Origin of the sequence: Aeromonas sp. (assembly GCF_051657805.1) — a bacterium.
Taxonomy (GTDB): Bacteria; Pseudomonadota; Gammaproteobacteria; order Enterobacterales; family Aeromonadaceae; genus Aeromonas.
On the sequence record NZ_JBOFLJ010000010.1, the window covers coordinates 85,656 to 110,210 of the forward strand.

At 62.7% G+C, this 24,555-nt stretch carries 26 protein-coding genes; all 26 read left to right on the plus strand.

Annotation, left to right across the window (positions count from 1 at the left end):
- The first annotated feature begins 52 nt into the window (after positions 1-52).
- The 26 genes from ACRCYW_RS03090 to ACRCYW_RS03215 all read left to right on the plus strand — a co-directional run bounded on the left by ACRCYW_RS03090 (position 53) and on the right by ACRCYW_RS03215 (position 24,553).
- Positions 53-2,062, plus strand: coding sequence for a flagellar hook-length control protein FliK (locus ACRCYW_RS03090; protein WP_438548716.1), 2,010 nt, complete (start codon positions 53-55; stop codon positions 2,060-2,062).
- Between the two features lie 57 nt (positions 2,063-2,119).
- On the plus strand, positions 2,120-2,626 hold the full coding sequence (fliL, locus tag ACRCYW_RS03095; protein WP_438548717.1) for a flagellar basal body-associated protein FliL: 507 nt from the start codon (positions 2,120-2,122) through the stop codon (positions 2,624-2,626).
- Positions 2,627-2,658: 32 nt separating this feature from the next.
- Positions 2,659-3,729, plus strand: a complete 1,071-nt coding sequence (gene fliM / locus ACRCYW_RS03100; RefSeq protein ID WP_438548718.1) for a flagellar motor switch protein FliM — start codon at positions 2,659-2,661, stop codon at positions 3,727-3,729.
- 67 nt (positions 3,730-3,796) lie between these two features.
- On the plus strand, positions 3,797-4,192 hold the full coding sequence (fliN, locus tag ACRCYW_RS03105; protein WP_025326247.1) for a flagellar motor switch protein FliN: 396 nt from the start codon (positions 3,797-3,799) through the stop codon (positions 4,190-4,192).
- Entirely contained in the window at positions 4,189-4,563 is a 375-nt protein-coding gene (gene fliO / locus ACRCYW_RS03110) for a flagellar biosynthetic protein FliO (protein ID WP_438548719.1), read from the plus strand. The genes fliN and fliO overlap by 4 nt, the downstream gene beginning before the upstream one ends.
- Positions 4,550-5,296, plus strand: coding sequence for a flagellar type III secretion system pore protein FliP (gene fliP, locus ACRCYW_RS03115; protein WP_438548720.1), 747 nt, complete (start codon positions 4,550-4,552; stop codon positions 5,294-5,296). The genes fliO and fliP overlap by 14 nt, the downstream gene beginning before the upstream one ends.
- 26 nt (positions 5,297-5,322) lie before the next feature.
- Complete coding sequence (gene fliQ / locus ACRCYW_RS03120) at positions 5,323-5,592, plus strand: flagellar biosynthesis protein FliQ (protein ID WP_438548721.1); 270 nt, start codon at positions 5,323-5,325, stop codon at positions 5,590-5,592.
- 13 nt (positions 5,593-5,605) lie between these two features.
- Positions 5,606-6,403, plus strand: coding sequence for a flagellar biosynthetic protein FliR (gene fliR, locus ACRCYW_RS03125; protein ID WP_438548722.1), 798 nt, complete (start codon positions 5,606-5,608; stop codon positions 6,401-6,403).
- A 186-nt stretch (positions 6,404-6,589) separates the two neighbouring features.
- The gene (flhB, locus tag ACRCYW_RS03130; protein ID WP_438548723.1) at positions 6,590-7,720 is read left to right on the plus strand and encodes a flagellar biosynthesis protein FlhB; all 1,131 of its coding nucleotides are present in this window, start codon (positions 6,590-6,592) and stop codon (positions 7,718-7,720) included.
- A gap of 424 nt (positions 7,721-8,144) precedes the next feature.
- Positions 8,145-10,247 carry a flagellar biosynthesis protein FlhA gene (gene flhA, locus ACRCYW_RS03135; RefSeq protein ID WP_438548724.1) on the plus strand — a complete coding sequence of 701 codons (2,103 nt, stop codon included), beginning with the start codon at positions 8,145-8,147 and terminating at the stop codon, positions 10,245-10,247.
- A gap of 16 nt (positions 10,248-10,263) precedes the next feature.
- On the plus strand, positions 10,264-11,682 hold the full coding sequence (flhF, locus tag ACRCYW_RS03140; protein WP_438548725.1) for a flagellar biosynthesis protein FlhF: 1,419 nt from the start codon (positions 10,264-10,266) through the stop codon (positions 11,680-11,682).
- Between the two features lies 1 nt (position 11,683).
- Entirely contained in the window at positions 11,684-12,559 is an 876-nt protein-coding gene (locus ACRCYW_RS03145; RefSeq protein ID WP_438549020.1) for a MinD/ParA family protein, read from the plus strand.
- The gene (locus ACRCYW_RS03150) at positions 12,552-13,268 is read left to right on the plus strand and encodes an RNA polymerase sigma factor FliA (protein ID WP_438548726.1); all 717 of its coding nucleotides are present in this window, start codon (positions 12,552-12,554) and stop codon (positions 13,266-13,268) included. The genes ACRCYW_RS03145 and ACRCYW_RS03150 overlap by 8 nt, the downstream gene beginning before the upstream one ends.
- 123 nt (positions 13,269-13,391) lie before the next feature.
- Positions 13,392-13,763, plus strand: a complete 372-nt coding sequence (gene cheY / locus ACRCYW_RS03155) for a chemotaxis response regulator CheY (protein ID WP_425266319.1) — start codon at positions 13,392-13,394, stop codon at positions 13,761-13,763.
- Between the two features lie 12 nt (positions 13,764-13,775).
- Positions 13,776-14,516, plus strand: a complete 741-nt coding sequence (locus ACRCYW_RS03160; protein WP_438548727.1) for a protein phosphatase CheZ — start codon at positions 13,776-13,778, stop codon at positions 14,514-14,516.
- 11 nt (positions 14,517-14,527) lie between these two features.
- Entirely contained in the window at positions 14,528-16,687 is a 2,160-nt protein-coding gene (locus tag ACRCYW_RS03165) for a chemotaxis protein CheA (protein ID WP_438548728.1), read from the plus strand.
- Between the two features lie 32 nt (positions 16,688-16,719).
- Positions 16,720-17,853 carry a protein-glutamate methylesterase/protein-glutamine glutaminase gene (locus ACRCYW_RS03170; RefSeq protein ID WP_438548729.1) on the plus strand — a complete coding sequence of 378 codons (1,134 nt, stop codon included), beginning with the start codon at positions 16,720-16,722 and terminating at the stop codon, positions 17,851-17,853.
- Between the two features lie 2 nt (positions 17,854-17,855).
- Positions 17,856-18,593, plus strand: coding sequence for a flagellar motor protein (locus ACRCYW_RS03175; RefSeq protein ID WP_438548730.1), 738 nt, complete (start codon positions 17,856-17,858; stop codon positions 18,591-18,593).
- A gap of 2 nt (positions 18,594-18,595) precedes the next feature.
- Positions 18,596-19,504 (plus strand): flagellar motor protein MotB, encoded by a 909-nt coding sequence (locus ACRCYW_RS03180; protein ID WP_438548731.1) that lies wholly within the window; start codon positions 18,596-18,598, stop codon positions 19,502-19,504.
- A gap of 4 nt (positions 19,505-19,508) precedes the next feature.
- Positions 19,509-20,303 (plus strand): ParA family protein, encoded by a 795-nt coding sequence (locus tag ACRCYW_RS03185; RefSeq protein ID WP_438548732.1) that lies wholly within the window; start codon positions 19,509-19,511, stop codon positions 20,301-20,303.
- Positions 20,300-21,169: a chemotaxis protein CheW gene (locus ACRCYW_RS03190; protein WP_438548733.1), complete on the plus strand. Its 870-nt coding sequence runs from the start codon at positions 20,300-20,302 to the stop codon at positions 21,167-21,169. Before ACRCYW_RS03185 ends, ACRCYW_RS03190 begins: the two co-directional genes overlap by 4 nt.
- A 69-nt stretch (positions 21,170-21,238) precedes the next feature.
- A complete protein-coding gene (locus ACRCYW_RS03195) occupies positions 21,239-21,727 on the plus strand; it encodes a chemotaxis protein CheW (protein WP_349918831.1) in 489 nt (162 codons plus the stop codon).
- 62 nt (positions 21,728-21,789) lie between these two features.
- Positions 21,790-22,176 carry a DUF2802 domain-containing protein gene (locus tag ACRCYW_RS03200; RefSeq protein ID WP_438548734.1) on the plus strand — a complete coding sequence of 129 codons (387 nt, stop codon included), beginning with the start codon at positions 21,790-21,792 and terminating at the stop codon, positions 22,174-22,176.
- 164 nt (positions 22,177-22,340) lie between these two features.
- Positions 22,341-22,976, plus strand: coding sequence for a cytochrome c biogenesis heme-transporting ATPase CcmA (gene ccmA / locus ACRCYW_RS03205; RefSeq protein WP_438548735.1), 636 nt, complete (start codon positions 22,341-22,343; stop codon positions 22,974-22,976).
- A 3-nt stretch (positions 22,977-22,979) separates the two neighbouring features.
- A complete protein-coding gene (ccmB, locus tag ACRCYW_RS03210) occupies positions 22,980-23,648 on the plus strand; it encodes a heme exporter protein CcmB (protein ID WP_438548736.1) in 669 nt (222 codons plus the stop codon).
- Positions 23,649-23,812: 164 nt separating this feature from the next.
- A complete protein-coding gene (locus tag ACRCYW_RS03215; protein WP_438548737.1) occupies positions 23,813-24,553 on the plus strand; it encodes a heme ABC transporter permease in 741 nt (246 codons plus the stop codon).
- Positions 24,554-24,555 lie beyond the last annotated feature (2 nt).

Consider the following 24,555-nt stretch of genomic DNA (forward strand, 5'->3'; position numbering starts at 1 on the left):
TCTCAGCTTCTGGCCGAACGGTCATCACCGGATTGTCGTCAGGGATCCCAGCATGATACAGACCCAGTTGCTTACAGCCTCCCCTCAGGCCAAACCGGTCGATGGCGCCGCCACCTCGGTGCTCCCGGCCGCAAGCCGCCTGGGTAGCGAAGGGGATCTGCAGCTACCGGGGGAGGGTCAGGCCGTCTTTGCCGACGCCATGGCCCGCCAGCTCGGGCAGCAGGAGACCGCCCGCCAGGATGGCGCACCGGCGGCCCCCGCGGATGCCAAATCTTTGGCGGCCGACGAGACCAGCCAGACCGCCTCCCAGAAGTCAGAGAAGGCCGACGAGGCCGAGCTTCCCCCCGACGATTTCCTGCAGCAGTTGCAGGCATCATTGGGCCAGGACACCAGCCTGGTGGTGCCCCAGGGGATCACATCCCAGCACCTGACCCCCGCCACCCAGCCGGACGGCAATGACTTGCCGCCCGAGTCGCCATCCATCGAAGGCAGTACCGACAAACCGGTCACCGCCAGCACCGGGCAGCAGGGGACCTCGCCCCGAAGCGGTTTGGCCCAGGGCTCCGAGATAGGGGCGGGCTTGGCACAATCCGGCGATCCGGCCAGTGAGAGCGGCGCCGCAAGCCGTGCGGCAAAGAGCGCGGCGGCCCTGGGCATTGGCAGCGCCGCCGGCTCTGACGCCGATGTCGCTCTGGCCGGCAAGCCGGCCGCCCCCTCGCAGGCGGGCGGGGTCAACCCCGATGAAGAGGCCCCAGATCTGGGCGCTTCGGGCAAGCAGGTCGCCGACAAAGCGGTAGCTGGCAAAGAGACCGGGTCCAAGCCTGAGACTCAGCCCCTGTCTGGTCCCGAGCGAGCCGCACAGCTGGCCAAGATGGCGGCCGGGGATGCCGGTGTGATTGCCGAGAAGGGCGACTCTGCCGAACAGACTGTCGATGGCAAGCAGGCCGTGCAGGCCAAGGCTGCCAGGGTTTTTGGCGAGGGGGTGGCCAGCGCCACCCTGGGGGCGGACAGCCAGGGCGCCCGGGTTGATGGCAAGGCAGAAAGCCGAGCATTGCCAGGGGCACAGGTCTCTCAGAGTGGTGCCACCGCCGCTGCTGCAGGTAGCTATGAGACAGGCGAGGCGCGCCCTGGGGCCAAGACTCGGGAGAGCGGCCCAGCCCAGGCCCCCATGGCCAAGGGGGAGGGGGCCAAGGGCGAGGGAGCCACAAGCGGTCAGACCCCGGTGGCTCAAGCCAGTGCGGCGCCTGTGCCTGACACCTCGACCCCAGAGCCCGAGCTGGCGGCACCGCAGCAGATCCTGGCCCGCCACGAATCCCAGGGACCGCAAGCCTCACTGGCCGCCCTGTCGGCCGGCATCCAGCAGATGGAGAGCACCCCGACCGTGGTGGTCAAGGCCGGCAGCGAGCTCAAGAAAACCGAATTGAAGGGGTCTCTGGACGAGGTTGGCAAGAGCGCGGGGCTTGAGGCCAAGCCCGCCCAGCAGGCCGAATCGAGTTCAGCCACCCAGCAGCAGCTGGCCTCCCAGGGGAGCGCCGAGCAAAAATCCGTCGCCGAGACAGGCGCGAGACGGGAGGCCCAGAGCCTGCCGCACCTCAAGCTGGCCACGCCCGAGACCCCTGTTCAGCTGCATCAGAAGGTGAACTTGATGCTGACGGACAAGCTGCAGCAGGCGGAGATCCAGCTCGATCCCCTTGGGCTCGGCAAGATGAAAATCCAGATCCAGATGGGGGCGGACAGCCAGGCCAACGTCAACTTCGTGGTCCAGCATGGCCAGACCCGGGAGATGCTGGAGCAGGCCATGCCGCGCCTGCGGGACATGCTGGCGGGGCAGGGGATCCAGCTCGGTCAGACCCAGGTACAGCAACAGTCGCAACAACAGTCCCAGCAGCAGGGGCAACTGGCGCAGCAGCAATCCCAGGGACAATCGAACCTGGGGGGGCAGGGCCAGCAGGGGAGCGGTGCCTTCGGTGGCCGAGGCCAGGGAGAGGCCGAGGGGACGACTCACACCCTGAGTCTGCTGGTGGAATCGGCAAACGATGCCGGAATTGATTTCTATGCTTGATGCATTCTTAAGTAAGTTTATGATACCGAACAAGTTTGAGACTAGGGTGGACGAGGGATGGCAGACGATAACGAACTGACGCTGAAGGACCCGGCGGCAGCCAAGAAAAAGAAGCTGATCATGATTATCGCCCTGGCCATTGTGTTGCTGGGGGGCGGGGGAGCCGGCGCCTGGTTCATGCTGTCCGGGGATGACAAGCCAGCGCCACAAGCCGCCGAGGCCACACCCGCAGAGAATGTGCCCCAGCCCTCGCTCTACGTGGGCATGCCTCGCCCCTTCGTGTTCAACGTGGCGGGTGGCCAGCGGGATCGACTGGTGCAGATCAAGATCCAGCTGATGGTGCGGGGCGCCGCCGACGAGACCCTGGCCAAGCAGAACATTCCCCTGATCGAGGGGACCCTGCTACGCGTCTTCAGCGCCGCCAGCGCCGAGCAGCTCATGACCTTCGAGGGCAAGGAGAAGCTGCGCAAGGATTCACTGGAGGAGTGTCGCCGGGTGCTCAACGACCTGGTCGCCACTCCCGTCATAGAACAAGTGTTGTTTACCGGCTTCGTGATGCAGTAACGAGCCGACATAGTCATGGATAAAGGTGAAGCGTGAGCGATCTGTTAAGTCAGGACGAAATTGATGCCCTCTTGCACGGTGTCGATGATGTCGAAGAGGAAGAGTTAGGGGCGGCCGGGGATCCCGGCATCGCCCAGTTTGACTTCTCCTCCCAGGACCGCATCGTCCGTGGCCGCATGCCGACCCTGGAGCTGGTGAACGAGCGCTTCGCCCGTCACATGCGCATCAGCCTGTTCAACATGATGCGACGCACCGCCGAGGTCTCCATCAACGGCGTGCAGATGCTGAAGTTCGGTGAGTACGTACACACCCTGTTCGTGCCCACCAGCCTGAACATGGTGCGTTTCCGTCCCTTGAAGGGCACTGCCCTCATCACCATGGAGGCGCGCCTCGTCTTCATCCTGGTGGAGAACTTCTTCGGCGGTGACGGCCGTTACCACGCCAAGATCGAGGGGCGCGAATTCACCCCCACGGAGCGGCGCATCATACAGATGCTGCTCAAGCTGGTGTTCGAGGATTACAAGGATGCCTGGGCCCCCGTGATGGACGTGGGCTTCGAGTACCTCGACTCCGAGGTGAACCCGGCCATGGCGAACATCGTCAGCCCCACCGAGGTGATCGTCGTGAGCTCCTTCCACATCGAGTTGGACGGTGGCGGCGGCGATTTCCACGTGGCCATGCCCTACTCCATGCTCGAACCCATCCGCGAACTGCTGGATGCGGGGGTGCAGAGCGACAAGGGGGACACGGACGTGCGCTGGAGCAAGGCGCTGCGGGACGAGATCATGGACGTCAAGGTGGAGCTCAAGGCCAAGCTGCTGGAAACCGAGCTGACCCTGCGGGATCTGATGGAGCTCAAACCCGGCGACATCATCCCGGTGGAGATGCCGGAGAACCTGCTGGTCTATGTGGAGGACCTGCCCACCTTCCACGCCAAGATGGGGCGCACCAAGGAGAACGTGGCGCTCAAGATCACCGACAAAATCAAGCGCCCTGACGGGGTCAAGACAGAGATGCATCTGGTGACCCGCGGCGGTGTGCGTATCGATGGCGAAGCCGAGCTGGAAGAGCTCGAGCGTAGCATCGCCGATAAACACTCCTGATTGACGGCCCGTCACTACGGGCATGAAAGCACTATTAAGCAGCAACAAGCAGCATAAGGAATTCGAGATGAGCGGAACCGATGACGAGCAGGATCTGATGGCTGACGCCTGGGCGGCCGCGCTGGAAGAGCAGGTGACGGCCGAGGCCAAGCCTGCGCCCCTGGAGGAGCTCAAAGACGACGCCCCCATCAGTGCCGAGGAGCGGCGCAAGCTGGATACCATTCTGGACATTCCGGTGACCATCGCCATGGAGGTGGGCCGCAGCCAGATCAGCATCCGCAACCTGCTGCAACTGAACCAGGGCTCGGTGGTGGAGCTGGATCGGGTGGCCGGCGAGCCCCTGGACGTGCTGGTCAACGGCACCCTGATCGCCCACGGCGAGGTGGTGGTGGTGAACGACAAGTTCGGCATCCGGTTGACCGATGTCATCAGCCAGATAGAGCGGATCAAGAAACTCAAATGACCCGTTTCCTCGCGCTGATGCTGTTCGCCTCTCCGGCGCTGGCGGAGGGGGTCAATCCCCCCAGCATCACCTCCTGGCTGCTCTCCAGCCTGATGGTCATCGGCCTCATCCTGATGCTGGGCTTCCTGCTCAAGAAGAGCAAGCTCACCAGCGTCATGGGGGGCGGCCAGATGAGGGTGATCGCCACCCTGCCGCTCGGCTACAAGGAGAAGCTGATGGTGGTCAAGGTGGGGGAGCAGCAGCTGCTCATCGGGGTGACCCCCCAGCAGGTCAACTTTCTCTACCGCCTGGAGGAGCCCCTGGATGAGAGCCAGCCCCAGGCCTTCTCCCAGCAGCTCGGCAAATTGATGGGCAAGCATGAAAAAAGCTAACTGGATCTGGTTGTCCCTCGGCCTGCTTGCCCCCCTGGCCCTGGCCCAGGACGGCATGTCGGCGCTGACCGTCAAGACCATGGCGGATGGCAGTCAGGAGTACAGCCTGACCCTGCAGGTGCTGGCGCTGATGACCGCGCTCTCCTTCCTGCCGGCCATGGTCATCATGATGACCTCCTTCACCCGCATCATAGTGGTGCTCGGCATCCTGCGTCAGGCCATCGGCCTGCAGCAGAGCCCCTCCAACCAGGTGCTGATCGGCATCGCCCTCTTCATGTCGTTCTTCATCATGTCGCCGGTGCTGGATCGCATCAACGAGGAGGCACTGCAGCCCTATCTGGCGGAGACCATAGGGCCCAAGGAGGCGCTGGCGAAGGCCGAGCTGCCCATCCACCAGTTCATGCTGGCCCAGACCCGGGTCAAGGATCTCAACACCTTCATGGAGATAGCGAACGTGCAGGTGGACAAGCCCGCCGACGTGCCCCTGCGGGTGCTGATCCCGGCCTTCGTCACCAGCGAGCTCAAGACCGCCTTCCAGATAGGCTTCATGCTGTTCCTGCCCTTCCTGGTGATAGACCTGGTGGTGGCGAGTATCCTGATGGCCATGGGGATGATGATGCTCTCACCCATGCTGGTGTCGCTGCCGTTCAAGCTGATGCTGTTCGTCATGGTAGACGGCTGGAACCTGATCCTGGGGTCGCTGGCCAACAGCTTCGGGCTGGGTGCCGGCTAGCCGGTCCATAGAGAGGAGCCGAGACGATGAGTCCTGAAACCTTTGTCGACGTGTTTCGCGAGGCGCTCTGGCTGGTGACCATCATGGTCTGCGCCGTGATCCTGCCGAGCCTGATGGTGGGCCTGGTCGTCGCCATCTTCCAGGCGGCGACCTCCATCAACGAGCAGACCCTGAGCTTCTTGCCCCGTCTGGTGGTGACCCTGCTGGCCCTGGGACTCGGCGCCCACTGGGGGCTGCAGAGCCTGATGGACTTCTTCCAGCTGATGGTGAGCCAGATCCCCGAGGTGGTGGGGTGAGTCAGGGGTCCCTATGACCTACACCACGGCGGTGATCATGGAGTGGCTGGCGTCCATCGTCTGGCCCCTTGCCCGCATCAGCAGCCTGCTGATGGTGATGGCGGTGTTTGGCAGCCGCCTGGCCCCCGCCCGGGTGCGCATGGGCCTGGCGCTCGCCATCACCTTCATCATCGCCCCCCTCTTGTCCCCCATGCCCAAGGTCGAACTCTTCTCCGTCGGCAGCTTCCTGGTGCTGGGTCAGCAGCTGCTTATTGGCATCGCGTTGGGTCTGATGACCCAGTTCCTGCTGGAAACCTTCGTGATGGCGGGTCAGGTGATCGCCATGCAGACCAGCCTGGGTTTCGCCACCCTGGTGGATCCCATGAACGGCCAGTCCGCCCCCGTGGTGGGCCAGTTCTACCTGATGCTGGCGACCCTGGTGTTTCTGGCGGTGGATGGCCACCTGCTGATGATCAAGATGGTGGTGCTGAGCTTCGAGACCCTGCCGGTGTCGGACAGCGGGCTCTCCCTGCCCGCCATCCGCAGCCTGATAAGCTTCCTCGGGGTCATGTACCAGGCCTCCCTGGTGATGGCCCTGTCGGCCATAGTCGCGCTGCTGCTCATCAACTTCGCGTTCGGGGTCATGACCCGGGCCGCCCCCCAGCTCAACATCTTCAGCATCGGCTTCGCGGTCAGCATGATGTCCGGTCTCTTCATCCTCTGGCTCACCATCGGCGGCTTCATGGGGCACTTCGAAGCCATCTGGGAGCGGGTGCAGGAGACCAGCTGCGAGCTGATCGATGTGCGCTGTTTCGGGGGCCAGAATGGCTGAGCGCACTGAGGGCATCCCCTTGGTCCTGATGGCCGGCCTGGGCGACATGCCGCCAAGTGCGGCCTGCCTCGGAGGTCAGCATGGCTGATACCGATCAGGCATATGGTACCGAACAACCCGGTCAGGTGCCTCCATGCCTGGCCTTTGGCCGGATGAGCCTCTGCCTCCCGCCAGTCGGAGGTCAGCATGGCTGATACCGATCAGGAACGTACCGAACAACCCACGGGCAAACGACTGCAACAAGCCCGGGAAAAAGGGCAGATTGCGCGCTCCAAGGAGCTGGGTACCGCCAGCGTCCTGCTGGCCACCGTCTTTGGTCTCCTGATGATCAAGGAGAGTCTGGCGGGGGCCATGGTCAAGGTGCTCACCACCGGCTTCACCCTGGAGCGGGAGCAGGTGTTCGATCCCAATGCCATGGGGGTCATGCTGCCGACCCTGCTGTGGGAGCTGGCGCAGCCGCTGGGCCTGCTGTTTCTGCTGGTGGCCATCGCCGCCTTCGTCGGCAACACCCTGCTCGGGGGGATGAACTTCTCCTCCGAGGCCATGATGCCCAAGTGGAGCAAGCTGAGCCCCTTGAGCGGCCTCAAGCGGATGTTCGGGGTGCAATCCCTGGTGGAGCTGCTCAAATCCATCGCCAAGGTGGTCTTCATCAGCCTGTTCGCCTGGTGGATGCTATCCAGTCAGTTCAACCATCTGCTGAATCTCTCCCTCGAGGGCTTTCCCGGCGGCATCATAGACGCCCTGGATCTGCTGCTCTGGATGCTGATCATCCTCTGCTGCGCCCTCATCCCCATCGTCGCCATCGACGTACCCTTCCAGACCTGGAACCACACTCGTCAGCTCAAGATGACCAAGCAGGAGATCAAGGACGAGTTCAAGGACAGCGAGGGCAAGCCCGAGGTCAAGGGCAAGATCCGCCAGTTGCAGATGCAGATGGCGATGCGCCGCATGATGGGGGATGTGCCCAAGGCGGACGTGGTGATCACCAACCCGACCCACTACTCGGTGGCGCTGAAATACGATGCGAGCAAGCCGGGGGCGGCCCCCAAGGTGCTGGCCAAGGGCACGGACGAGGTGGCGATGAAGATAAGGGAGATCGCCCGGGAGTACGATATTCCCATCATGGCCTCGCCGCCGCTCACCCGCGCCATCTTCCATGCCACCGAGATAGGGCAGGAGATCCCGGAGGGGCTGTTCGCCGCCGTGGCCCAGGTGCTGGCCTACGTCTATCAGCTCAAGAAGTTCCGCCGTGGCCGCGGTCGCCGCCCGACCCCCATCGCCAAGGATCTGCCGATCCCGCCGGAGTTTCGCAAGTAGCGCCAGCCTTTCTGGCGGTGTGTCGAACGAGCATCCAGGGTCACTGTCACCCTGTGCCGTCAGGGTCTAGAGGTTCGCATCCCTCAGCTCCAGAGGTTCCGCTTTGGCCGCGATTTCCGCCCGTTCCCGATCGCCGAAGGGTTGCCGATCCCCCTGGCGTGTCGACGCTGACGCCGCCATCACCCTCATTGCTGTGCCGGGATTGCCTTGTGGCGCCGCAGATGAGCCACCATGGGGCTGCCGGCCTGTCTTTCGGATTGCCAATATCTGCACCTGCCCGTCTCGGCCCTTCCCGTGCTGCATATTTCACCAACGTCGAACTTCTGACAGCTTTAAAATAAAATCCTTATATATCAATTGATTGAACTTTTGGCTTGATGTTTGCTTTAATCCGCCAACTGGCAGTCGATAGTTGAGAACAACGATGGGATTCAAGGCAGGATTGGGCCGTTTAAAAGAGTACAGGTGGTTGCTTGGCAAGGGGGTGGGGACCCCGTTGCTGGTGCTCGCCTCCCTCGGCATGGTGGTGCTGCCCATCCCGCCCCTGATGCTGGATATCCTGTTTTCCTTCAACATCGCCCTCTCCATCGTGGTGCTGCTGGTGGCCGTCTATACCCGACGCCCTCTGGAGTTCGCCGCCTTCCCCACCGTCTTGCTGATAGCGACCCTGCTACGTCTCGCCCTCAACGTCGCCTCCACCCGGGTGGTGCTGCTGGAAGGCCACAACGGCACCGCGGCCGCCGGTCACGTGATCGAGGCCTTCGGCAACGTGGTGATCGGTGGCAACTATGCGGTCGGCATCATCGTCTTCATGATCCTGGTGATCATCAACTTCGTGGTGGTCACCAAGGGTGCGGGCCGGATCTCCGAGGTGAGCGCCCGCTTCACCCTGGATGCCATGCCCGGCAAGCAGATGGCCATCGATGCGGACTTGAACGCCGGCCTCATCAATCAGGAAGAGGCCAAGAAGCGCCGTCAGGATGTGACCCAGGAAGCGGACTTCTACGGCTCCATGGATGGTGCCTCCAAATTCGTGAAGGGGGATGCCATCGCCGGCATCATGATCCTCTTCATCAACATTATCGGCGGCTTCATCATCGGCATGGTGCAGCACCAGCTCACCTTCGGCGAGGCGGCTCAGGTCTACACCCTGCTCGCCATCGGTGACGGCCTGGTGGCCCAGATCCCCTCCCTGCTGCTCTCCATCGCCGCCGCCATCATAGTGACCCGCCAGAACACGGATCAGGACATGGGCACGGCGGTACTCGGCCAGCTGTTCGAGAATCCCAAGGCCCTGGTGATCTCCGCCGGCATCCTGCTGCTGATGGGGATAGTGCCCGGCATGCCCCATCTGGCCTTCCTGAGCCTCGGCGGCATCGCCGCGGTCGGTGCCTGGTGGCTGCTGCGCCGTGATAAGCTGCGTGCCGCCAAGGTAGCCAGTGGCGAGTTGTTGCCACAGGCGGCGGATCAGCCCCATGAGCAGAAGGATCTGAGCTGGGATGACGTCATGCCGGTGGATGTGATCGGCCTCGAGGTGGGTTATCAGCTCATCCCGCTGGTGGACAAGAGCCAGGGGGGCGAGCTGCTCAACCGGATCAAGGGGGTGCGCAAGAAGCTCTCCCAGGAGTTCGGCTTCCTGGTGCCCGCCGTGCACATCCGGGACAACCTGGATCTCGCCCCGAACCAGTACCGCATCACCCTGATGGGGGTGAGCACGGGCGAGGCCACCGTCTATCACGACAAGGAGATGGCCATCAACCCGGGTCAGGTGTTTGGCCAGATCCAGGGCATCGCCACCCAGGATCCCGCCTTCGGGCTGGAGGCGGTCTGGGTCGCCAAGGAGCAGGTCTCCCAGGCCCAGACCCTGGGCTACACGGTGGTGGACGCCGCGACTGTGGTCGCCACCCACATGAGTCAGATCCTCTCCAACCACGCGGCCTTGCTGCTGGGCCACGACGAGGTGCAACAGCTGCTGGACATGATAGGGAAGCACCAGAGCAAGCTGGTGGAAGGCCTGGTTCCTGAGGTGATCAGCATGGGCAACCTGGTCAAGGTATTGCAAAATCTCCTCAATGAAGGCGTGCCAATTCGCGATATGCGCACTATCCTGCAGACCCTCGTGGAATATGCGCCCCGCAGCCCGGATCCGGAAGTGCTGACGGCCGCCTGCCGTATCGCCCTGCGCCGGCTCATCGTGCAGGAGATCGCCGGCCCCGAACCCGAGTTGCCGGTGATCACACTATCACCAGAATTGGAACGTATATTGCATCAATCCCTGCAAGCAGGTGGGGGAGATGGCGCCGGCATAGAGCCGGGACTGGCGGAGCGGATGCAGCGCTCCCTGGTGGAAGCCACTCAACGACAAGAACTGGAAGGCCAACCGGCCGTGCTTCTGACATCGGGGATACTGCGCAATACCCTGGCGAAATTTGTCAAGAATGCCATTCCTGGATTGCGCGTCCTGTCCTATCAGGAAGTCCCTGATGACAAGCAAATCCGCATCGTCAGTGCGGTAGGACAGGGCTAGTTAGCGGAGATGACGGGTGAAGATTAAGCGGTTTTTTGCCAAAGACATGCGTACTGCGCTGGCCGAGGTCAAGGAGACTCTCGGGCCGGATGCTGTCATCATGTCCAACAAGAAGGTCACCGGTGGGGTGGAGATAGTCGCCGCTGTCGATTATCAGTCCCAGGTACCCGGGCCTAAAGATGCGCCGGTTCGCCGTCAGTTGAACGATGAGAGCGTCAATATCTCGTCTGCGGGCAAGCAGATGACGCGCCAGGCTCCCAAGGAGCAGAACGAATATTACGCCGACACCCTGGCCGCCCTGTTGGCGCGCCAGCAGAAGCTCAACCCCGCCAATCCGGCAGGGGAGAGGGGCAGCAATCAGTCTGCCGGTCTGGTGTCGGCGAGCGCCGCCCCCAAAACCCTGGCGGAACAGGGCCAGTGGGGGACCGCCCCCGAGCCCGCCAAGCCGAGGCCCCGTCCCGCCTCCCCGTCACGTCCGGCTCAGGCCCCCCAGCGGGATCAGGAGATGGAAGGGATGCGCAAGGAGATGGCCAGTATCCGCAAGCTGCTGGAGCACCAGATCTCAGGCCTGATGTGGCAGGAGGTGGAGCGCCGCGAGCCGATGCGGGCCCTGCTCATCAAGGAGCTCAAGAAGATGGGCTTCGACGATGCCTTCGCCGATCAGCTGGCGGGCCTCATCCCGGAAGACATGCCCATCCATCAGGCCATGGCCCAGCTGGCCGAGGTGCTGACGGCCCAGCTCAAGATCAGCGAAGATGACATCCTGCGTCAGGGTGGTGCCGTGGCGCTGCTCGGCCCGACCGGGGTCGGCAAGACCACCACCATCGCCAAGCTGGCCGCCCGCTTCGCCATGAAGTACGGCGCCGAGCAGGTGGCCCTCATCACTACGGACAACTACCGGATAGGGGCTCACGAGCAGCTGCAGACCTATGGTCGCATCATGGGCTGCCCGGTGCGCCAGGTGCGGGATGCCGAGGAGCTGGCCAGTGCGCTCTACCAGTTCCGCCATCGCCGGCTGGTGCTCATCGACACCGCCGGTGTGGGGCAGCGGGATATTCGCCTGACCGAGCAGCTCGATACCCTGGTCAAGAATGCCAAGGTACGCATTCGCAGCTATCTGGTGATGTCCGCCACCTCCCAGCGCCGGGTGATGCAGGAGGCGGTGGATCACTTCCGGCGCATTCCGCTCTCCGGTTGCATCCTGACCAAGCTCGACGAGAGCCTGAATCTGGGGGAGGTGATCAACGTATGCATTCAAAATGCGCTGCCCATCAGCTACATCACCGACGGGCAGCGGGTGCCGGAAGATATTCAAGTTGCCAATGCGGCGCTGCTGGTCGGCGCCGCCATGGGTTCGCTGGAGCGGGAAGCGGAAGACCCCTATTTCTGGGGGGCGGGCTTTGGCGAGACCGAGGATTCGGAGTTTTATGAGTAACATGTATATGGATCAGGCGAGTGGTCTGCGCAAAATGCGTCAAAACAATAGAGTGAAAGTGATCGCCGTGTCCGGAGGCAAGGGGGGCGTGGGCAAGACCAACGTCACCCTGAACGTGGCAGGCGCCATGGCCGCCCAGGGCAAGCGGGTGATGGTACTGGATGCCGACCTGGGTCTGGCCAACGTCGACGTCATGCTGGGGCTGCGGGTACACCGTAACCTCTCCCACGTGCTGGCCGGGGAGTGCACCATAGACGACATCATCGTCGAGGGACCCTACGGCATGATGATAGTGCCGGCCACCTCGGGTACCCAGTCCATGGTGGAGCTATCGCCGGTGCAGCACGCCGAGCTCATCCGCGCCTTCGGGGAGATGAAAACCCAGGTGGACGTGCTGCTGGTGGACACCGCGGCGGGGATCTCCGACATGGTGCTGAGCTTCACCCGCGCCGCCCAGGACATCATGGTAGTGGTTTGCGACGAACCCACCTCCATCACGGATGCCTACGCCCTCATCAAGATCCTCTCCAAGGATCACGGGGTGTTCCGCTTCAAGGTGGTGGCGAACATGGTGCGCTCCCTGCGCGAAGGGCAGGAGCTCTACGCCAAGCTGACCCGGGTGACCGATCGCTTCCTCGACACCTCTCTGGAGCTGGTGGCCTGCGTGCCCTATGACACCAACCTGCGCGCCGCCGTGCGCAAGCAGAAGCTGATCGTCGAGGCCTTCCCCAAGTCTCCGGCGGCCCTGGCGTTCCGCGCCCTGGCGAATAAGGCGGCGAGCTGGCCCATCCCGAACCAGCCGGGTGGTCACCTCGAGTTTTTCCTCGAGAACTTATTGCAAAAGCCGGTCATAGCACAGGAAGACTCCCGTGAATAAAGCCCAAGCATACTTGCGTCATCAGGATTCCTACGTGCTGGTGGAGCGCCATGCTCCGCTGGTGAAGCGGATCGCCCAGCATCTATTGGCTCGCCTGCCAAGCAGTGTCTTGCTGGATGACCTGATCCAGGCAGGTATGATTGGGCTGCTCGAAGCCTCCCGCAACTTTGACGGCAGCAAGGGCGCCAGCTTTGAGACCTATGCGGGCATCCGCATCCGTGGTGCCATGCTGGACGAAATTCGCCGCGGCGACTGGGTGCCGCGCTCGGTGCACCGCAACAGCCGTGCCATCGCCGAGGCCATCGAGAACGTGGAGCAGGCCCACGGTCGCGATGCCAGAGACACGGAAGTGGCGTCCCAGATGGGGGTCTCCCTCGGTGACTACCACGCCATGCTGCAGGACGTCTCCTGCGGCAAGATCATCGGCATCGAGGATCTGGGGGTCAGCGAGGATGTGATCGGTCACCCCGACGACGTCAGCCACGGCGGCTACGACGATCTGGCGGCCGAGCGCTTCCAGGGGGCGCTGGCGGAGCACATCGCCCGCCTGCCCGAGCGGGAGGCCCTGGTGCTCTCCCTGTATTACGACGAAGAATTGAACTTGCGTGAGATCGGTGAGGTATTGAGCGTGAGCGAGTCTCGCGTGAGCCAGATCCACAGTCAGGCCATGCACAGATTGCGGGCCCGCCTGAGAGATTGGAACTTATAAGTGGTTGTACTGGCTACACTGAAACCCAACTCTAAGGCATAATCCGCACCATTAAAGCTACGTTCAGCATCATGTAAGTGAGCCGTCTTGACGGCTCTTTAGGAGGGAATTTTGGACAAGAACATGAAAATCCTCATCGTCGATGATTTTTCAACGATGCGCCGGATTATCAAGAACTTGCTGCGTGATCTTGGGTACAACAACACCCACGAGGCAGACGACGGCAACACGGCGCTGCCGATGCTCAAGAACGGCGATTACCAGTTCGTGGTCACCGACTGGAACATGCCGGGCATGCAGGGCATCGACCTGCTCAAGGCTATTCGCCTGGATGACAAACTCAAGCACCTGCCGGTCCTGATGGTCACTGCCGAAGCCAAGCGCGAGCAGATCATCGAAGCCGCTCAGGCAGGGGTCAATGGCTACATCGTCAAGCCGTTCACCGCCGCCACCCTCAAAGAGAAGCTCGATAAAATCTTCGAACGAATCGGCTAAGGAGTGGCAGGGATGAAGGCCAAAACGAGTGCCATGATCTCCCTCGAGCAGGCAAGGATGCTGGTTGCCCATCTGGAGCGCGAGGAGTTTGAACAGGCCGATACCATTCTCGCCGATGTGTGTGCCCCCAATGCGGCGGCCCTGTTCGACAAGGTGGGGCAGCTGACTCGCCAGTTGCACAACTCTTTGCAGGACTTTCGTCTGGATCCCCGGATCCCGGATCTCGCCACCCACGAGATCCCCGATGCCCGGGAGCGCCTGAGCTACGTCATCGACATGACGGACAAGGCGGCCAACCGCACCATGGACGCGGTGGAGGCCAGCCTGCCCATCGCCGATCGCCTCAATGACAACATCCAGCTGGTGATGCCCAATTGGAATGCCTTGATGAGCCGGGAATTGGAAGTGGGCCAATTCAAGGCGCTCTGCCATCAACTGAATGATTTCATTAAGGCTTCGGAGTCAGATGCCGATAAGTTACGGCAACTGCTGACGGAAATTCTGATGGCACAGGATTTCCAGGATCTGACCGGTCAGATGATCCGCAAGGTGATCAAGCTGGTGCAGGAAGTGGAAACGAAATTGATAGAGATGCTGACCATGTTTGGTGAGGCCGCCGGCGAACATGTCGCCCGCAGCCAGCCCATGAGTGGCATCGAGGCAGAAGGCCCCATCATGAACCCAGAGACGCGGTCCGATGTGGTCAATGGTCAAGATGATGTGGACGATCTGCTGTCTAGCCTGGGATTTTAATGGAGTGACGCATGGCCTTCGAAGTTGATGAAGACATACTGCAAGACTTTTTGGTCGAAGCATCAGAAATATTGGAACAGTTGTCTGAACAACTGGTCGACTTGGAAAAGCGACCCGATGACAAGAATCTGTTGAATGCCATCTTCCGCGGCTTCCATACCGTCAAGGGGGGGGCCGGTTTCCTCTCCCTGACCGAGCTGGTGGACGTCTGCCACGGCGCCGAGAACATCTTCGATATCCTGCGCAATGGCAAGCGAAGCGTCACCGCCGAGCTGATGGATGTGATCCTGCAGGCGCTGGATGCCATCAACGTCATGTTCGCCCAGGTACAGAACCGGGAGCCGACCAGCCCGGCCTCCGCCGATCTGCTGCACGACTTGCACGAGCTGTGCAAACCCGAGGGCCAGGAGCAGTTGCTGACTGCCCGCGCCGCCGCCGTGCAGCAGCCTGAACCAGAACCCATACCCGAGCCCGTCGTGGCTGCGCCGGTCACGCCTGCCGCGGTCAACGGTGGCGGCTCAATCGACGAGATCTCCGCCGATGAGTTCGAGCGGCTGCTCGATGAGCTGCACGGTGTGGGCAAGGCGCCGACCATCTCGGCCTCACCCGTGCTGAGCGACTCCGGCGATATCACGGACGACGAATTCGAGGCCCTGCTCGACCAACTGCACGGTCAGGGTCAGCACGGCGGCAAGCCGGATCTCGCCCCGCTGCAATCGGTTCAGCAGGAAGTGGACGATCTCATCGGTGACGACGAGTTCGAACGCCTGCTGGACGAGTTGCACGGCCGCGGTCAGAGCCCGCAACATAGCATGGCAGCCCCGGCAGCCCCGGCAGCCCCGGCAGCCCCGGCAGCCCCGGCAGCCCCGGCAGCCCCGGTCGCGACCACCTCGCAACCGGCTGCGGCCCCGGTCCAGGCGGCCAAATCGGCCCCCGTTGCCAAGCCAGCTGCCGCCCCCGGGGCGGCCAAGCCCGCCGCTCCCGCCGAGAGTAACGCGGTGCAGAGCGACACCACGGTGCGGGTGGATACCAAGACACTGGACGTCATCATGAACATGGTGGGTGAGCTGGTGCTGGTGCGTAACCGTCTGGTGAGCCTCGGCATCGCCAGCAACGACGAAGAGATGTCCAAGGCGGTGGCGAACCTGGATGTGGTGACTGCCGACCTGCAAGGGGCGGTGATGAAGACCCGCATGCAGCCTATCAAGAAGGTGTTCGGCCGCTTCCCCCGGGTGGTGCGCGATCTAGCCCGTACCCTCAAGAAAGATATCGAACTCATCATGGTGGGTGAGGACACGGATCTCGACAAGAACCTGGTGGAGGCCCTGGCCGATCCCCTGGTTCACCTGGTGCGCAACTCCTGCGATCACGGCGTCGAGATGCCGGATGTACGGGAGAAGGCGGGCAAGCCCCGTCAGGGCACCATCACCCTGAGCGCCTCTCAGCAGGGGGATCACATCCTGCTCTGCATCGAGGACGACGGCGCCGGCATGGATCCGGAGAAGCTGAAGTCCATCGCCATCAGCCGGGGCGTGCTGGATGCCGACAGCGCGGCGCGCATGAGCGATAACGACGCCTACAACCTGATCTTTGCCCCCGGTTTCTCTACCAAATCGGAGATTTCCGATATTTCCGGCCGTGGCGTCGGCATGGATGTGGTGAAAACCAGCATCGTCAGCCTGAACGGTTCCGTACACATCGATTCCACCTGGGGCAAGGGTACCCGGCTGGAGATCAAGGTGCCGCTCACCCTGGCCATCTTGCCGACCCTGATGGTGGAGGTGGGTCAGCAGACCTTCGCCCTGCCGCTCGGTTGCGTGAACGAAATTTTCCACCTGGATCTGAAGAAGGCCAACATGGTGGACGGCCAGCTCACCATCATAGTGCGCGACAAGGCCATCCCGCTGTTCTATCTGCACAAGTGGCTGGTGCGTGGCGCCAAGTCTGCACGCCAGGACACAGGCCACGTGGTCATCGTCCAGATTGGCACCCAGCAGGTGGGCTTCGTGGTGGATAACCTCATCGGCCAGGAAGAGGTGGTGATCAAGCCCCTGGACAACCTGCTGCAGGGGACCCCAGGCATGGCGGGTGCCACCATCACCAGCGATGGTGGTATCGCCCTCATTCTGGATGTGCCCAGCCTGCTCAAGGCCTATGCACGTCGTCACTGATCGGTTTGGCCCAAGGAGTTAGAAAAAGCACGATGGCAGTCAAGGTATTAGTGGTCGACGATTCGAGTTTCTTCCGCCGCAGGGTGAGCGAGATCATCAATCAGGATCCCCTGATGACGGTGATCGACACGGCCCAGAACGGGCGGGAGGCGGTAGACAAGGCGCAGCAGCTGCGGCCCGATGTCATCACCATGGACATAGAGATGCCGGTGCTCGATGGCATCAGCGCCGTGCGCGAGATCATGGCCAAGTGCCCGACCCCCATACTGATGTTCTCCTCCCTGACCCACGACGGCGCCAAGGCGACCCTGGATGCCCTGGATGCCGGTGCCCTCGATTTTCTGCCCAAGAAATTTGAAGACATCGCCCGTGACAAGGACGAGGCGGTCAGCCTGCTGCAGCAGCGGGTCAGGGAGATATCCCGCAAGCGCTTTCTGATGGCGGCCAAACCCAGGGCCCCCGAGCCCGTGGCGCGCCCCCTGGTTGGTGGTACCGTCAGTTCTAGCGCCGCTACTGCTGCCGGGCGTCCCGCCGAGCGGATGGCTGAGCCGCGGGCGCCGGGTGTGCCCGCCAGCTTCAAGCGCAGCGGCAAGAGTTATCAGCTGGTGGCTATTGGCACCTCCACCGGCGGGCCCGTGGCCCTGCAAAACGTGCTGACCAAGTTGCCGGGGGATTTCCCGCACCCGATCCTGCTCATCCAGCATATGCCGGCGACCTTCACCGCCGCCTTCGCCGCTCGCCTCAACGGCCTGTGCCAGATAGGCGTCAAGGAGGCCGAAGACGGTGACGTGCTCAAACCCGGTCACGCCTACCTGGCTCCCGGCGGCAAGCAGATGCTGCTGGAGGGGCGCGGTCCCGGCTCGCGGATCCGCATCCTGGAGGGCAATGACAAGGTCAACTACAAACCCTGCGTCGACATCACCTTCGCCTCCGCCGCCAAGATCTACGGGGACAAGGTGCTGGCCATAGTGCTGACCGGCATGGGTGCCGATGGTCGGGATGGGGCCCGCCTGCTCAAGGAACAGGGGGCCACCATCTGGGCGCAGGATGAAGCCTCCTGCGTCGTCTACGGCATGCCCCAGGCGGTCGCCAAGGCGGGCATAGCGAGTGAATCCCTGCCACTGGACAGGGTCGCCCAGCGTATCCTGGTCGAGTTGGGCCGCTGAGCATGGGCATGCTCGGCCTGGTGCTGGCATTGGCTGCCCTGGCGATCGCCCAGTGGTGGCACGGGGGCAGCCTGCTGACCCTGCTGGATGGCCCGGCCTTCGTCATCGTGGTCGGCGGTACCTGGGGGGCGGTGATCCTGCAGACCCCCCGCAAGTACATGCTGGCGGCCCTCAAGCAGGCCCGCTGGATGCTGTTCCCGCCCCAGTGGGATCTGGCACAGCAGGCCGAGCGGCTGCAGACCTGGGCACAGTTCGCCCGCCAGCAAGGCCTGCTGGCGCTGGAGAACCAGGCGGAGGAGGAGCTGGAGCCCTTCACCCGCCAGGGGCTCACCATGATAGTGGACGGGGTTGCCATCGAGGATCTGCGCCGCCTGCTGGAGGCGGACATCGACATCGAACAGGAGCGCAACGAGCATGCGGCCCGGGTGTTCGAGGCCATGGGGGGCTACAGCCCCACCATCGGCATCATAGGGGCGGTGATCGGCCTCATCCAGGCCATGTTCCACCTGGAGGAGCCGGGTACCCTAGGCGCCGGCATCGCCATCGCCTTCGTCGCGACCATCTACGGGGTGGGGTTTGCGAACCTCATCTATCTGCCCATCGCCAATCGTCTGCGGGCATTCCACTACCATTACGGTCTCTATCAGGAGATGACGCTGGAGGGGCTGCTGGCCATCGCCCACGGGGAGAACGGCCTGCAGGTTGAACGGCGGTTACGGGCTTACCTGAAGGGAGAGTAGCCATGCGCAAGCGCTATCGTTTGCACCTGCAGGGACGAGAGCATCTCGACCGCTGGCTGGTCTCCTACGCCGACTACATGACACTCATCTTCGCCCTCTTCGTGGTGCTCTACTCCGTCGCCATCGTCAACAAGGAGCAGTATCGCGCCGTCATCGAGGGGATGACCCAGGCCTTCAACCAGGTTCCGCGCAGCGACGGCCTGCTGGAGGGGCAGGGCAAGTCTTTGCTGGATCAGCCGGTGTCGGCGGCCCCCAGCCTGCTGGAGAGCCAGGCGTCTCCCGCCCCGTCCCTTGCCCCCATCACCGGGACCCCGATCCAGCAGGATGGGGCCTCCCTCGCCACCATAGACGTACAGTTGCAGCAGACCATGGGCTCTCTGGTGGAGGCGGGGGTCGTCAAGATCACCCAGGATGACAACTGGCTGACGGTGGAGCTCAGCGCCGGCCTGCTGTTCAACAGTGGCAGCGCCTTCCTCGGCCCCAACGCTGCCCCCGTGCTCGATACACTTTCAGGTATTTTGAAGCCGGTCGATAACTATGTCAGGGTGCGGGGCTATACGGACAACGAGCCGATCCACAACGAGATGTTCAGCTCCAACTGGGCGCTCTCGGCGGCGCGAGCCGAGGCCGTGCTCGGGGCCCTGATCACAAAAGGGATAGTGCCCCAGCGCCTCGCCTACGAAGCCTATGGGGAATTCTCCCCCTTTGCCGATAACAGTACCGAGCAGGGGCGACTTCAGAATCGCAAGGTGGTGGTCGCCATATCCAGGTTCGCCTGGGTACCATCCGCCCCCGTTGCTCCCCAGGCGCAGGCCCCGGCAACGACGACACCAGCTGTGGTGGACAGTGAAGATGTCAGGGTGGTGACGCTGCCTGGTGGCGGCATACGCATAACAACAAGACAGGATTGATACATTGATCGTTTGGACGGTAGCCAATCAGAAAGGTGGAGTCGGTAAAACCACCACAGTGGTTTCCCTCGCGGGCATTCTGGCTCAGAAGGGCCAGCGCGTGCTGCTGATCGACACCGACCCTCACGCCTCCCTGACCTCCTATCTCGATTTTGACTCGGACAGGCTGGAGGGGACCCTGTACGAGCTGTTCCAGGCGGCCAAGCCGAGCGCCGAGCTGGTCAATCGCATGACCCTCAAGACCAAGTTCGAGAACATCAGCCTGCTGCCGGCCTCCATCACCCTGGCGACCCTGGACAGGGTCATGGGCAACCGGGAGGGCATGGGGCTGGTGCTCAAGCGGGCGCTGCTGCGGGTGCAGGATCAATATGACTATGTGCTCATCGACTGTCCGCCCGTGCTGGGGGTGATGATGGTCAACGCCCTGGCCGCCTGCGATCGCATCCTGGTGCCGGTGCAGACCGAGTTCCTGGCCCTGAAGGGACTGGAGCGGATGATGAAGACCTTCGAGATCATGCAGCGCTCCAAGCGGGACAAGTTCCGCTACACCGTGATCCCGACCATGTTCGACAAGCGTACTCGCGCCTCCCTGATGACGCTGCAGTCCATCAAGGAGCAGTATGGCGAGGCGGTGTGGAATGCCGTCATCCCCATCGACACCAAGTTCCGGGATGCCAGCCTGCTGCACATCCCCCCTTCCATCTATGCGCCGGGCAGTCGTGGCACCTATGCCTATGAGACCCTGCTCAACTATCTCGACGCGCTGGAGCGTCAACGGACCCATGAGGTGACAGCATGAGAGAGACCACCCAGGTTCGGGCCATGGATGATTACTTCCACTCCTTGCTGCTGGACGATGCCCTGCTGCGGGAGAGCCTGGAGGATGAGGCGCCGGCCGCGCCGGTCTTGCAGCGGCAGCCGGTCGTGCACAGCGAGGTGGTGGCCCCCTATCGGGAGGCCGATGCCAGGCTGGAGCAGTTGAGCGAGTTGCTGGCCCAGGTGGGTCAGGTGCAGGACGAGATGGAGGTGCTGAGCCATGAGGAGACTCATGTCGAGGCATTCCAGCTGGAGGCCAGCGAGCAGGCCCTGGTGGAGGAGGTCCAGCCCGAGTTCATCCCCGCCATTACTCCGGCCATAGTAGAGCCCGTCACCGCGCTGGTGACCGAGCCCGAGGTGGCTTTGGCGGCCGAGGTGGCGCCGGCCCCCTCCCAATGGGAGAATCTGGACACAGGCAACGAGTTTCAGGCCCTCTTCTTCGATGTGGCAGGGGTGACCTTCGCTGTGCCTCTGACCGAGCTCGGCGGCATCCATCAGCTGGGGGAGGTGACCTCCCTGTTCGGCCAACCGGCCTGGTATCGCGGCATCATGGCGTCCCGGGAGCAGAAGATGAACGTGGTGGACACGGCGCTCTGGGTGATGCCGGAGCAGACGCTGGAGGTCCCCGAATACAAGTATCTGATCATGCTGGGAGAATCCCCCTGGGGCCTGGCCTGCCATCAGCTCAAGGGCACTGAGTTGCTGCGCCGGGATCAGGTAAAATGGCGCCATCAGGAGGGCAAGCGCCCCTGGCTGGCGGGCATGGTCAAGGAGAAGATGTGTGCCTTGCTCCACGTCAGGGAGCTGCTGGTGCTGCTCGGCCGTGGTGTGAACATTGAAGGTCGCTGATAACATCGGCACTTGCGTGATTTTATTGCTAATTTTACCCGTTGACGGGTTCATAAAAGGATCAGGAACATGACAGACAAGCGCAATATCGCCCAGAATCTGGCGGAAGACGAAGTGCTGCAGTGGGTGACCTTCCAGTTGGAAAACGAGACCTATGGCATCAACGTGATGCAGGTGCAGGAAGTGTTGCGCTACACCGAGATCGCCCCCGTGCCCGGTGCCCCCGACTATGTGCTCGGCATCATCAACCTGCGCGGCAACGTGGTGACCGTCATCGATACCCGCTCCCGCTTCGGCCTGCCGGCCGGGGACGTGAGCGAGAACTCCCGCATCGTCATCATAGAGGCGGAGAAGCAGGTGATCGGCATCATGGTTGACAGCGTGGCCGAGGTGGTCTATCTGCGCTCCTCCGAGATCGATGCCGCCCCGGCGGTGGGCACCGAGGAGAGCGCCAAGTTCATCCAGGGGGTGAGCAACCGCGACGGCCAGTTGCTGATCCTGGTGGATCTCAACAAGCTGCTCTCCGACGAAGAGTGGGAAGACATCGGCTCCCTCTGATCGGGGCTGAGGGCAGGAGAGTGAGCCACTTTGGCTCCCTCTAACACAGAGGTGATGGTTTGATGATTGAATTTGCCGCCTTGGGGTTGTCTTTGCTGGCGCTGGTGCTGGCCCTTTACGGGGTATTGGGTCTGCGCCGAGCCCGGCAAGAGTCCGAGGCCAGGGTCGAGACGCTGCAGGGGCAGCTCGAGAGTCTGCGCAAGCAGATGATGGAGCTGCACACCGGCGCCATCGGCATGGGTCAGCGCCTGCAGTCGGCGGAAGGGGCCATGCAGAAGATCCAGGACAGCCAGCAGGAACTGACCCTGCAGGATCCGGAACGCCGCCTCTACAGCCGCGCCGCCAAGATGGTGGAGCTCGGCGCCGATCTCGACGAGGTGATGAGCGAATGCGAGTTGCCGCAGGCAGAGGCCGAGCTGCTGATCTCCCTGCGTAAGGGCCGCTCCTGAATCCAGAGGGGGAGGCGCCCGCTTCCCCTTTATCCCTGCCATAAAATCCCGCGCCATGGCGCGATCTTCCCCACAAATCCTGTTGATAATCGGCATCTTTGAAAAGACGCTCAGCAATCCTGTGTTAATATGCAGGCCGCCTCATTCTCGATGATTGACTCCTCATGCTGCTTCAAGCCAACAATCTGAGCTGCGTGCGTGAAGATCGCACCCTGTTTGAACACCTCACCTTCAGGGTGACGGCTGGCGATCTGGTGCAGATCGAGGGCCCCAACGGGGTCGGCAAGACCAGCCTGCTGCGGCTCCTGACCGGACTCTCCCAACCTTTCGCGGGGGAGGTGTGCTGGAACGGGGAGGATATCCGCCGCTGCCGCGACGAATACCATGCCAATCTGCTCTATCTGGGTCATCAACCCGGCGTCAAGGCAACCCTGACCCCCCTCGAAAACCTCGCCTTCTACCAGAAGCTGCACAGCACAGAGGCCACCTCCGTGGACTTGTGGCAGGTGCTGGCCCAGGTCGGTCTCGCCGGTTTCGAGGATTATCCCGCCGGTCAGCTCTCAGCCGGTCAGCAGCGGCGCGTGGCCCTGGCCCGGCTCTGGCTGTCGGACAAACCGGCGCTCTGGATCCTGGATGAACCCTTCACCGCCATCGACAAGCAGGGGGTCAAGGTGCTCGAACGCCTGTTCCTGGCCCACGCGGATCGGGGTGGCATAGTGGTGCTCACCACCCATCAGGATCTGACCCTGATGCAGGGGCGCCTGAAGACCCTCTCCCTTACCCCCTTGCTGCAGGACTGAAGGATGCTCAGCGCCGTATTCACCCTGATCCAGCGGGAGCTGCTGATGGCCCTGCGCCAGCGCGCCGACATCTTCAACCCGCTCTGGTTCTTCCTCATCGTCATCACACTGTTTCCCCTCGGCATAGGGCCCGAGCCCCAGTTGCTGGCCCGCATCGCCCCCGGCATCATCTGGGTGGCGGCCTTGCTGGCCGCCATGCTCTCCCTGGAGCGACTGTTTCGGGACGACTTCAGCGACGGCGCCCTCGAACAGATGATGCTGATGCCCCATCCGCTCGGGTTGCTGGCGCTGGCGAAAGTGATCGCTCACTGGTTGCTGACCGGTCTGCCCCTGCTGCTGGTCTCCCCGCTGCTCGCCATCCTGCTCTCCCTGGACATGAAGACCTATCTGTCCGTGGTGGCGACCCTGGCCCTGGGCACCCCGGTGCTGAGTCTGCTCGGGGCGGTCGGGGTGGCGCTGACGGCGGGACTGCGCAAGGGCGGGGTATTGCTCAGCCTGCTGCTGCTGCCGCTCTATATCCCTGTGCTGATCTTCGCCACCTCCGCCATCGACGCGGCCAGCATGGGCATGCCCTATGCCGGACAACTCGCGATCCTGGGGGCCATGCTGGTGGGGGCCCTGACCCTGACGCCCCTGGCGATCTCGGCGGCACTGCGGGTCAGCGTCAACTGATTAATTACTGAAAAAGGCTTCTTTGAGGCCTGTTTTGAGAACCTATAGTTGAGATAGATCAAGGGGATGGCTGCTTATCGCTTTCGGGGGATATGATGTTTCCCGGCAGTGGGTATGGTAGGCCTCGCCACTAAAAAATTAATAACTGAAAGGTTTTGTGAGCTATGTGGAAATGGTTGCATCCTTATGCAAAACCCGAGCGAGCCTATCGGCTGGCGGGGACACTGCTGCCCTGGTTTGCGGTGACGAGTCTGCTCGCCTTCATCATAGGCACCGTCTGGGGGCTGGCGTTTGCCCCCTCGGATTACCAGCAGGGTGACTCCTTCCGGATCATCTATATCCACGTGCCCTCCGCCATCCTCTCCATGGGGGCTTATTCCACCATGGCGGTGGCCGCCTTCATCGGCCTGGTGTGGCAGCTGCGCATGGCCGACATGACGGTGGCAGCCATCGCCCCGGTCGGCGCTGTGTTCACCTTCATCGCGCTCTTTACCGGCGCCGCCTGGGGCAAACCCATGTGGGGCACCTGGTGGGTCTGGGATGCCCGTCTCACCTCCGAGCTCATCCTGCTGTTCCTCTATCTGGGCGTCATCGCGCTCTACAACGCCTTCAGCGACAAGGTGGTGGCGGGTCGTGCCGCCGGCATACTGGCGCTGGTGGGGGTGATCAACCTGCCCATCATCCACTACTCGGTGGAGTGGTGGAACACCCTGCACCAAGGGGCCACCATCACCAAGTTCGACAAACCCTCCATCTCCCCCGAGATGCTGTGGCCGCTGCTCATCATGATACTGGCGTTTTCGGCCTTCCTCGGCGCCCTGACCCTGATGCGTTTTCGCAATGAACTCTTGATGCGGGAGTGGCATCGCCCCTGGGTCAAAGAGATTGCCGAGCAGGAGAAGTAAGC

Excerpts from the sequence above, each read along its gene's own strand:
- fliN (WP_025326247.1), top strand. The coding sequence starts at position 3,797 with ATGAGCGGAACCGATGACGAGCAGGATCTGATGGCTGACGCCTGGGCG.
- ACRCYW_RS03195 (WP_349918831.1), top strand. The coding sequence starts at position 21,239 with ATGACAGACAAGCGCAATATCGCCCAGAATCTGGCGGAAGACGAAGTG.
- ACRCYW_RS03145 (WP_438549020.1), top strand. The coding sequence starts at position 11,684 with ATGTATATGGATCAGGCGAGTGGTCTGCGCAAAATGCGTCAAAACAAT.
- ccmA (WP_438548735.1), top strand. The coding sequence starts at position 22,341 with ATGCTGCTTCAAGCCAACAATCTGAGCTGCGTGCGTGAAGATCGCACC.
- fliP (WP_438548720.1), top strand. The coding sequence starts at position 4,550 with ATGAAAAAAGCTAACTGGATCTGGTTGTCCCTCGGCCTGCTTGCCCCC.
- fliO (WP_438548719.1), top strand. The coding sequence starts at position 4,189 with ATGACCCGTTTCCTCGCGCTGATGCTGTTCGCCTCTCCGGCGCTGGCG.
- ACRCYW_RS03160 (WP_438548727.1), top strand. The coding sequence starts at position 13,776 with ATGAAGGCCAAAACGAGTGCCATGATCTCCCTCGAGCAGGCAAGGATG.
- flhB (WP_438548723.1), top strand. The coding sequence starts at position 6,590 with ATGGCTGATACCGATCAGGAACGTACCGAACAACCCACGGGCAAACGA.
- ACRCYW_RS03180 (WP_438548731.1), top strand. The coding sequence starts at position 18,596 with ATGCGCAAGCGCTATCGTTTGCACCTGCAGGGACGAGAGCATCTCGAC.
- ACRCYW_RS03090 (WP_438548716.1), top strand. The coding sequence starts at position 53 with ATGATACAGACCCAGTTGCTTACAGCCTCCCCTCAGGCCAAACCGGTC.
- ACRCYW_RS03200 (WP_438548734.1), top strand. The coding sequence starts at position 21,790 with ATGATTGAATTTGCCGCCTTGGGGTTGTCTTTGCTGGCGCTGGTGCTG.
- ACRCYW_RS03190 (WP_438548733.1), top strand. The coding sequence starts at position 20,300 with ATGAGAGAGACCACCCAGGTTCGGGCCATGGATGATTACTTCCACTCC.
- fliR (WP_438548722.1), top strand. The coding sequence starts at position 5,606 with ATGACCTACACCACGGCGGTGATCATGGAGTGGCTGGCGTCCATCGTC.
- ccmB (WP_438548736.1), top strand. The coding sequence starts at position 22,980 with ATGCTCAGCGCCGTATTCACCCTGATCCAGCGGGAGCTGCTGATGGCC.
- ACRCYW_RS03170 (WP_438548729.1), top strand. The coding sequence starts at position 16,720 with ATGGCAGTCAAGGTATTAGTGGTCGACGATTCGAGTTTCTTCCGCCGC.
- flhA (WP_438548724.1), top strand. The coding sequence starts at position 8,145 with ATGGGATTCAAGGCAGGATTGGGCCGTTTAAAAGAGTACAGGTGGTTG.
- cheY (WP_425266319.1), top strand. The coding sequence starts at position 13,392 with ATGAAAATCCTCATCGTCGATGATTTTTCAACGATGCGCCGGATTATC.
- ACRCYW_RS03165 (WP_438548728.1), top strand. The coding sequence starts at position 14,528 with ATGGCCTTCGAAGTTGATGAAGACATACTGCAAGACTTTTTGGTCGAA.
- fliQ (WP_438548721.1), top strand. The coding sequence starts at position 5,323 with ATGAGTCCTGAAACCTTTGTCGACGTGTTTCGCGAGGCGCTCTGGCTG.
- ACRCYW_RS03175 (WP_438548730.1), top strand. The coding sequence starts at position 17,856 with ATGGGCATGCTCGGCCTGGTGCTGGCATTGGCTGCCCTGGCGATCGCC.
- fliL (WP_438548717.1), top strand. The coding sequence starts at position 2,120 with ATGGCAGACGATAACGAACTGACGCTGAAGGACCCGGCGGCAGCCAAG.
- ACRCYW_RS03215 (WP_438548737.1), top strand. The coding sequence starts at position 23,813 with ATGTGGAAATGGTTGCATCCTTATGCAAAACCCGAGCGAGCCTATCGG.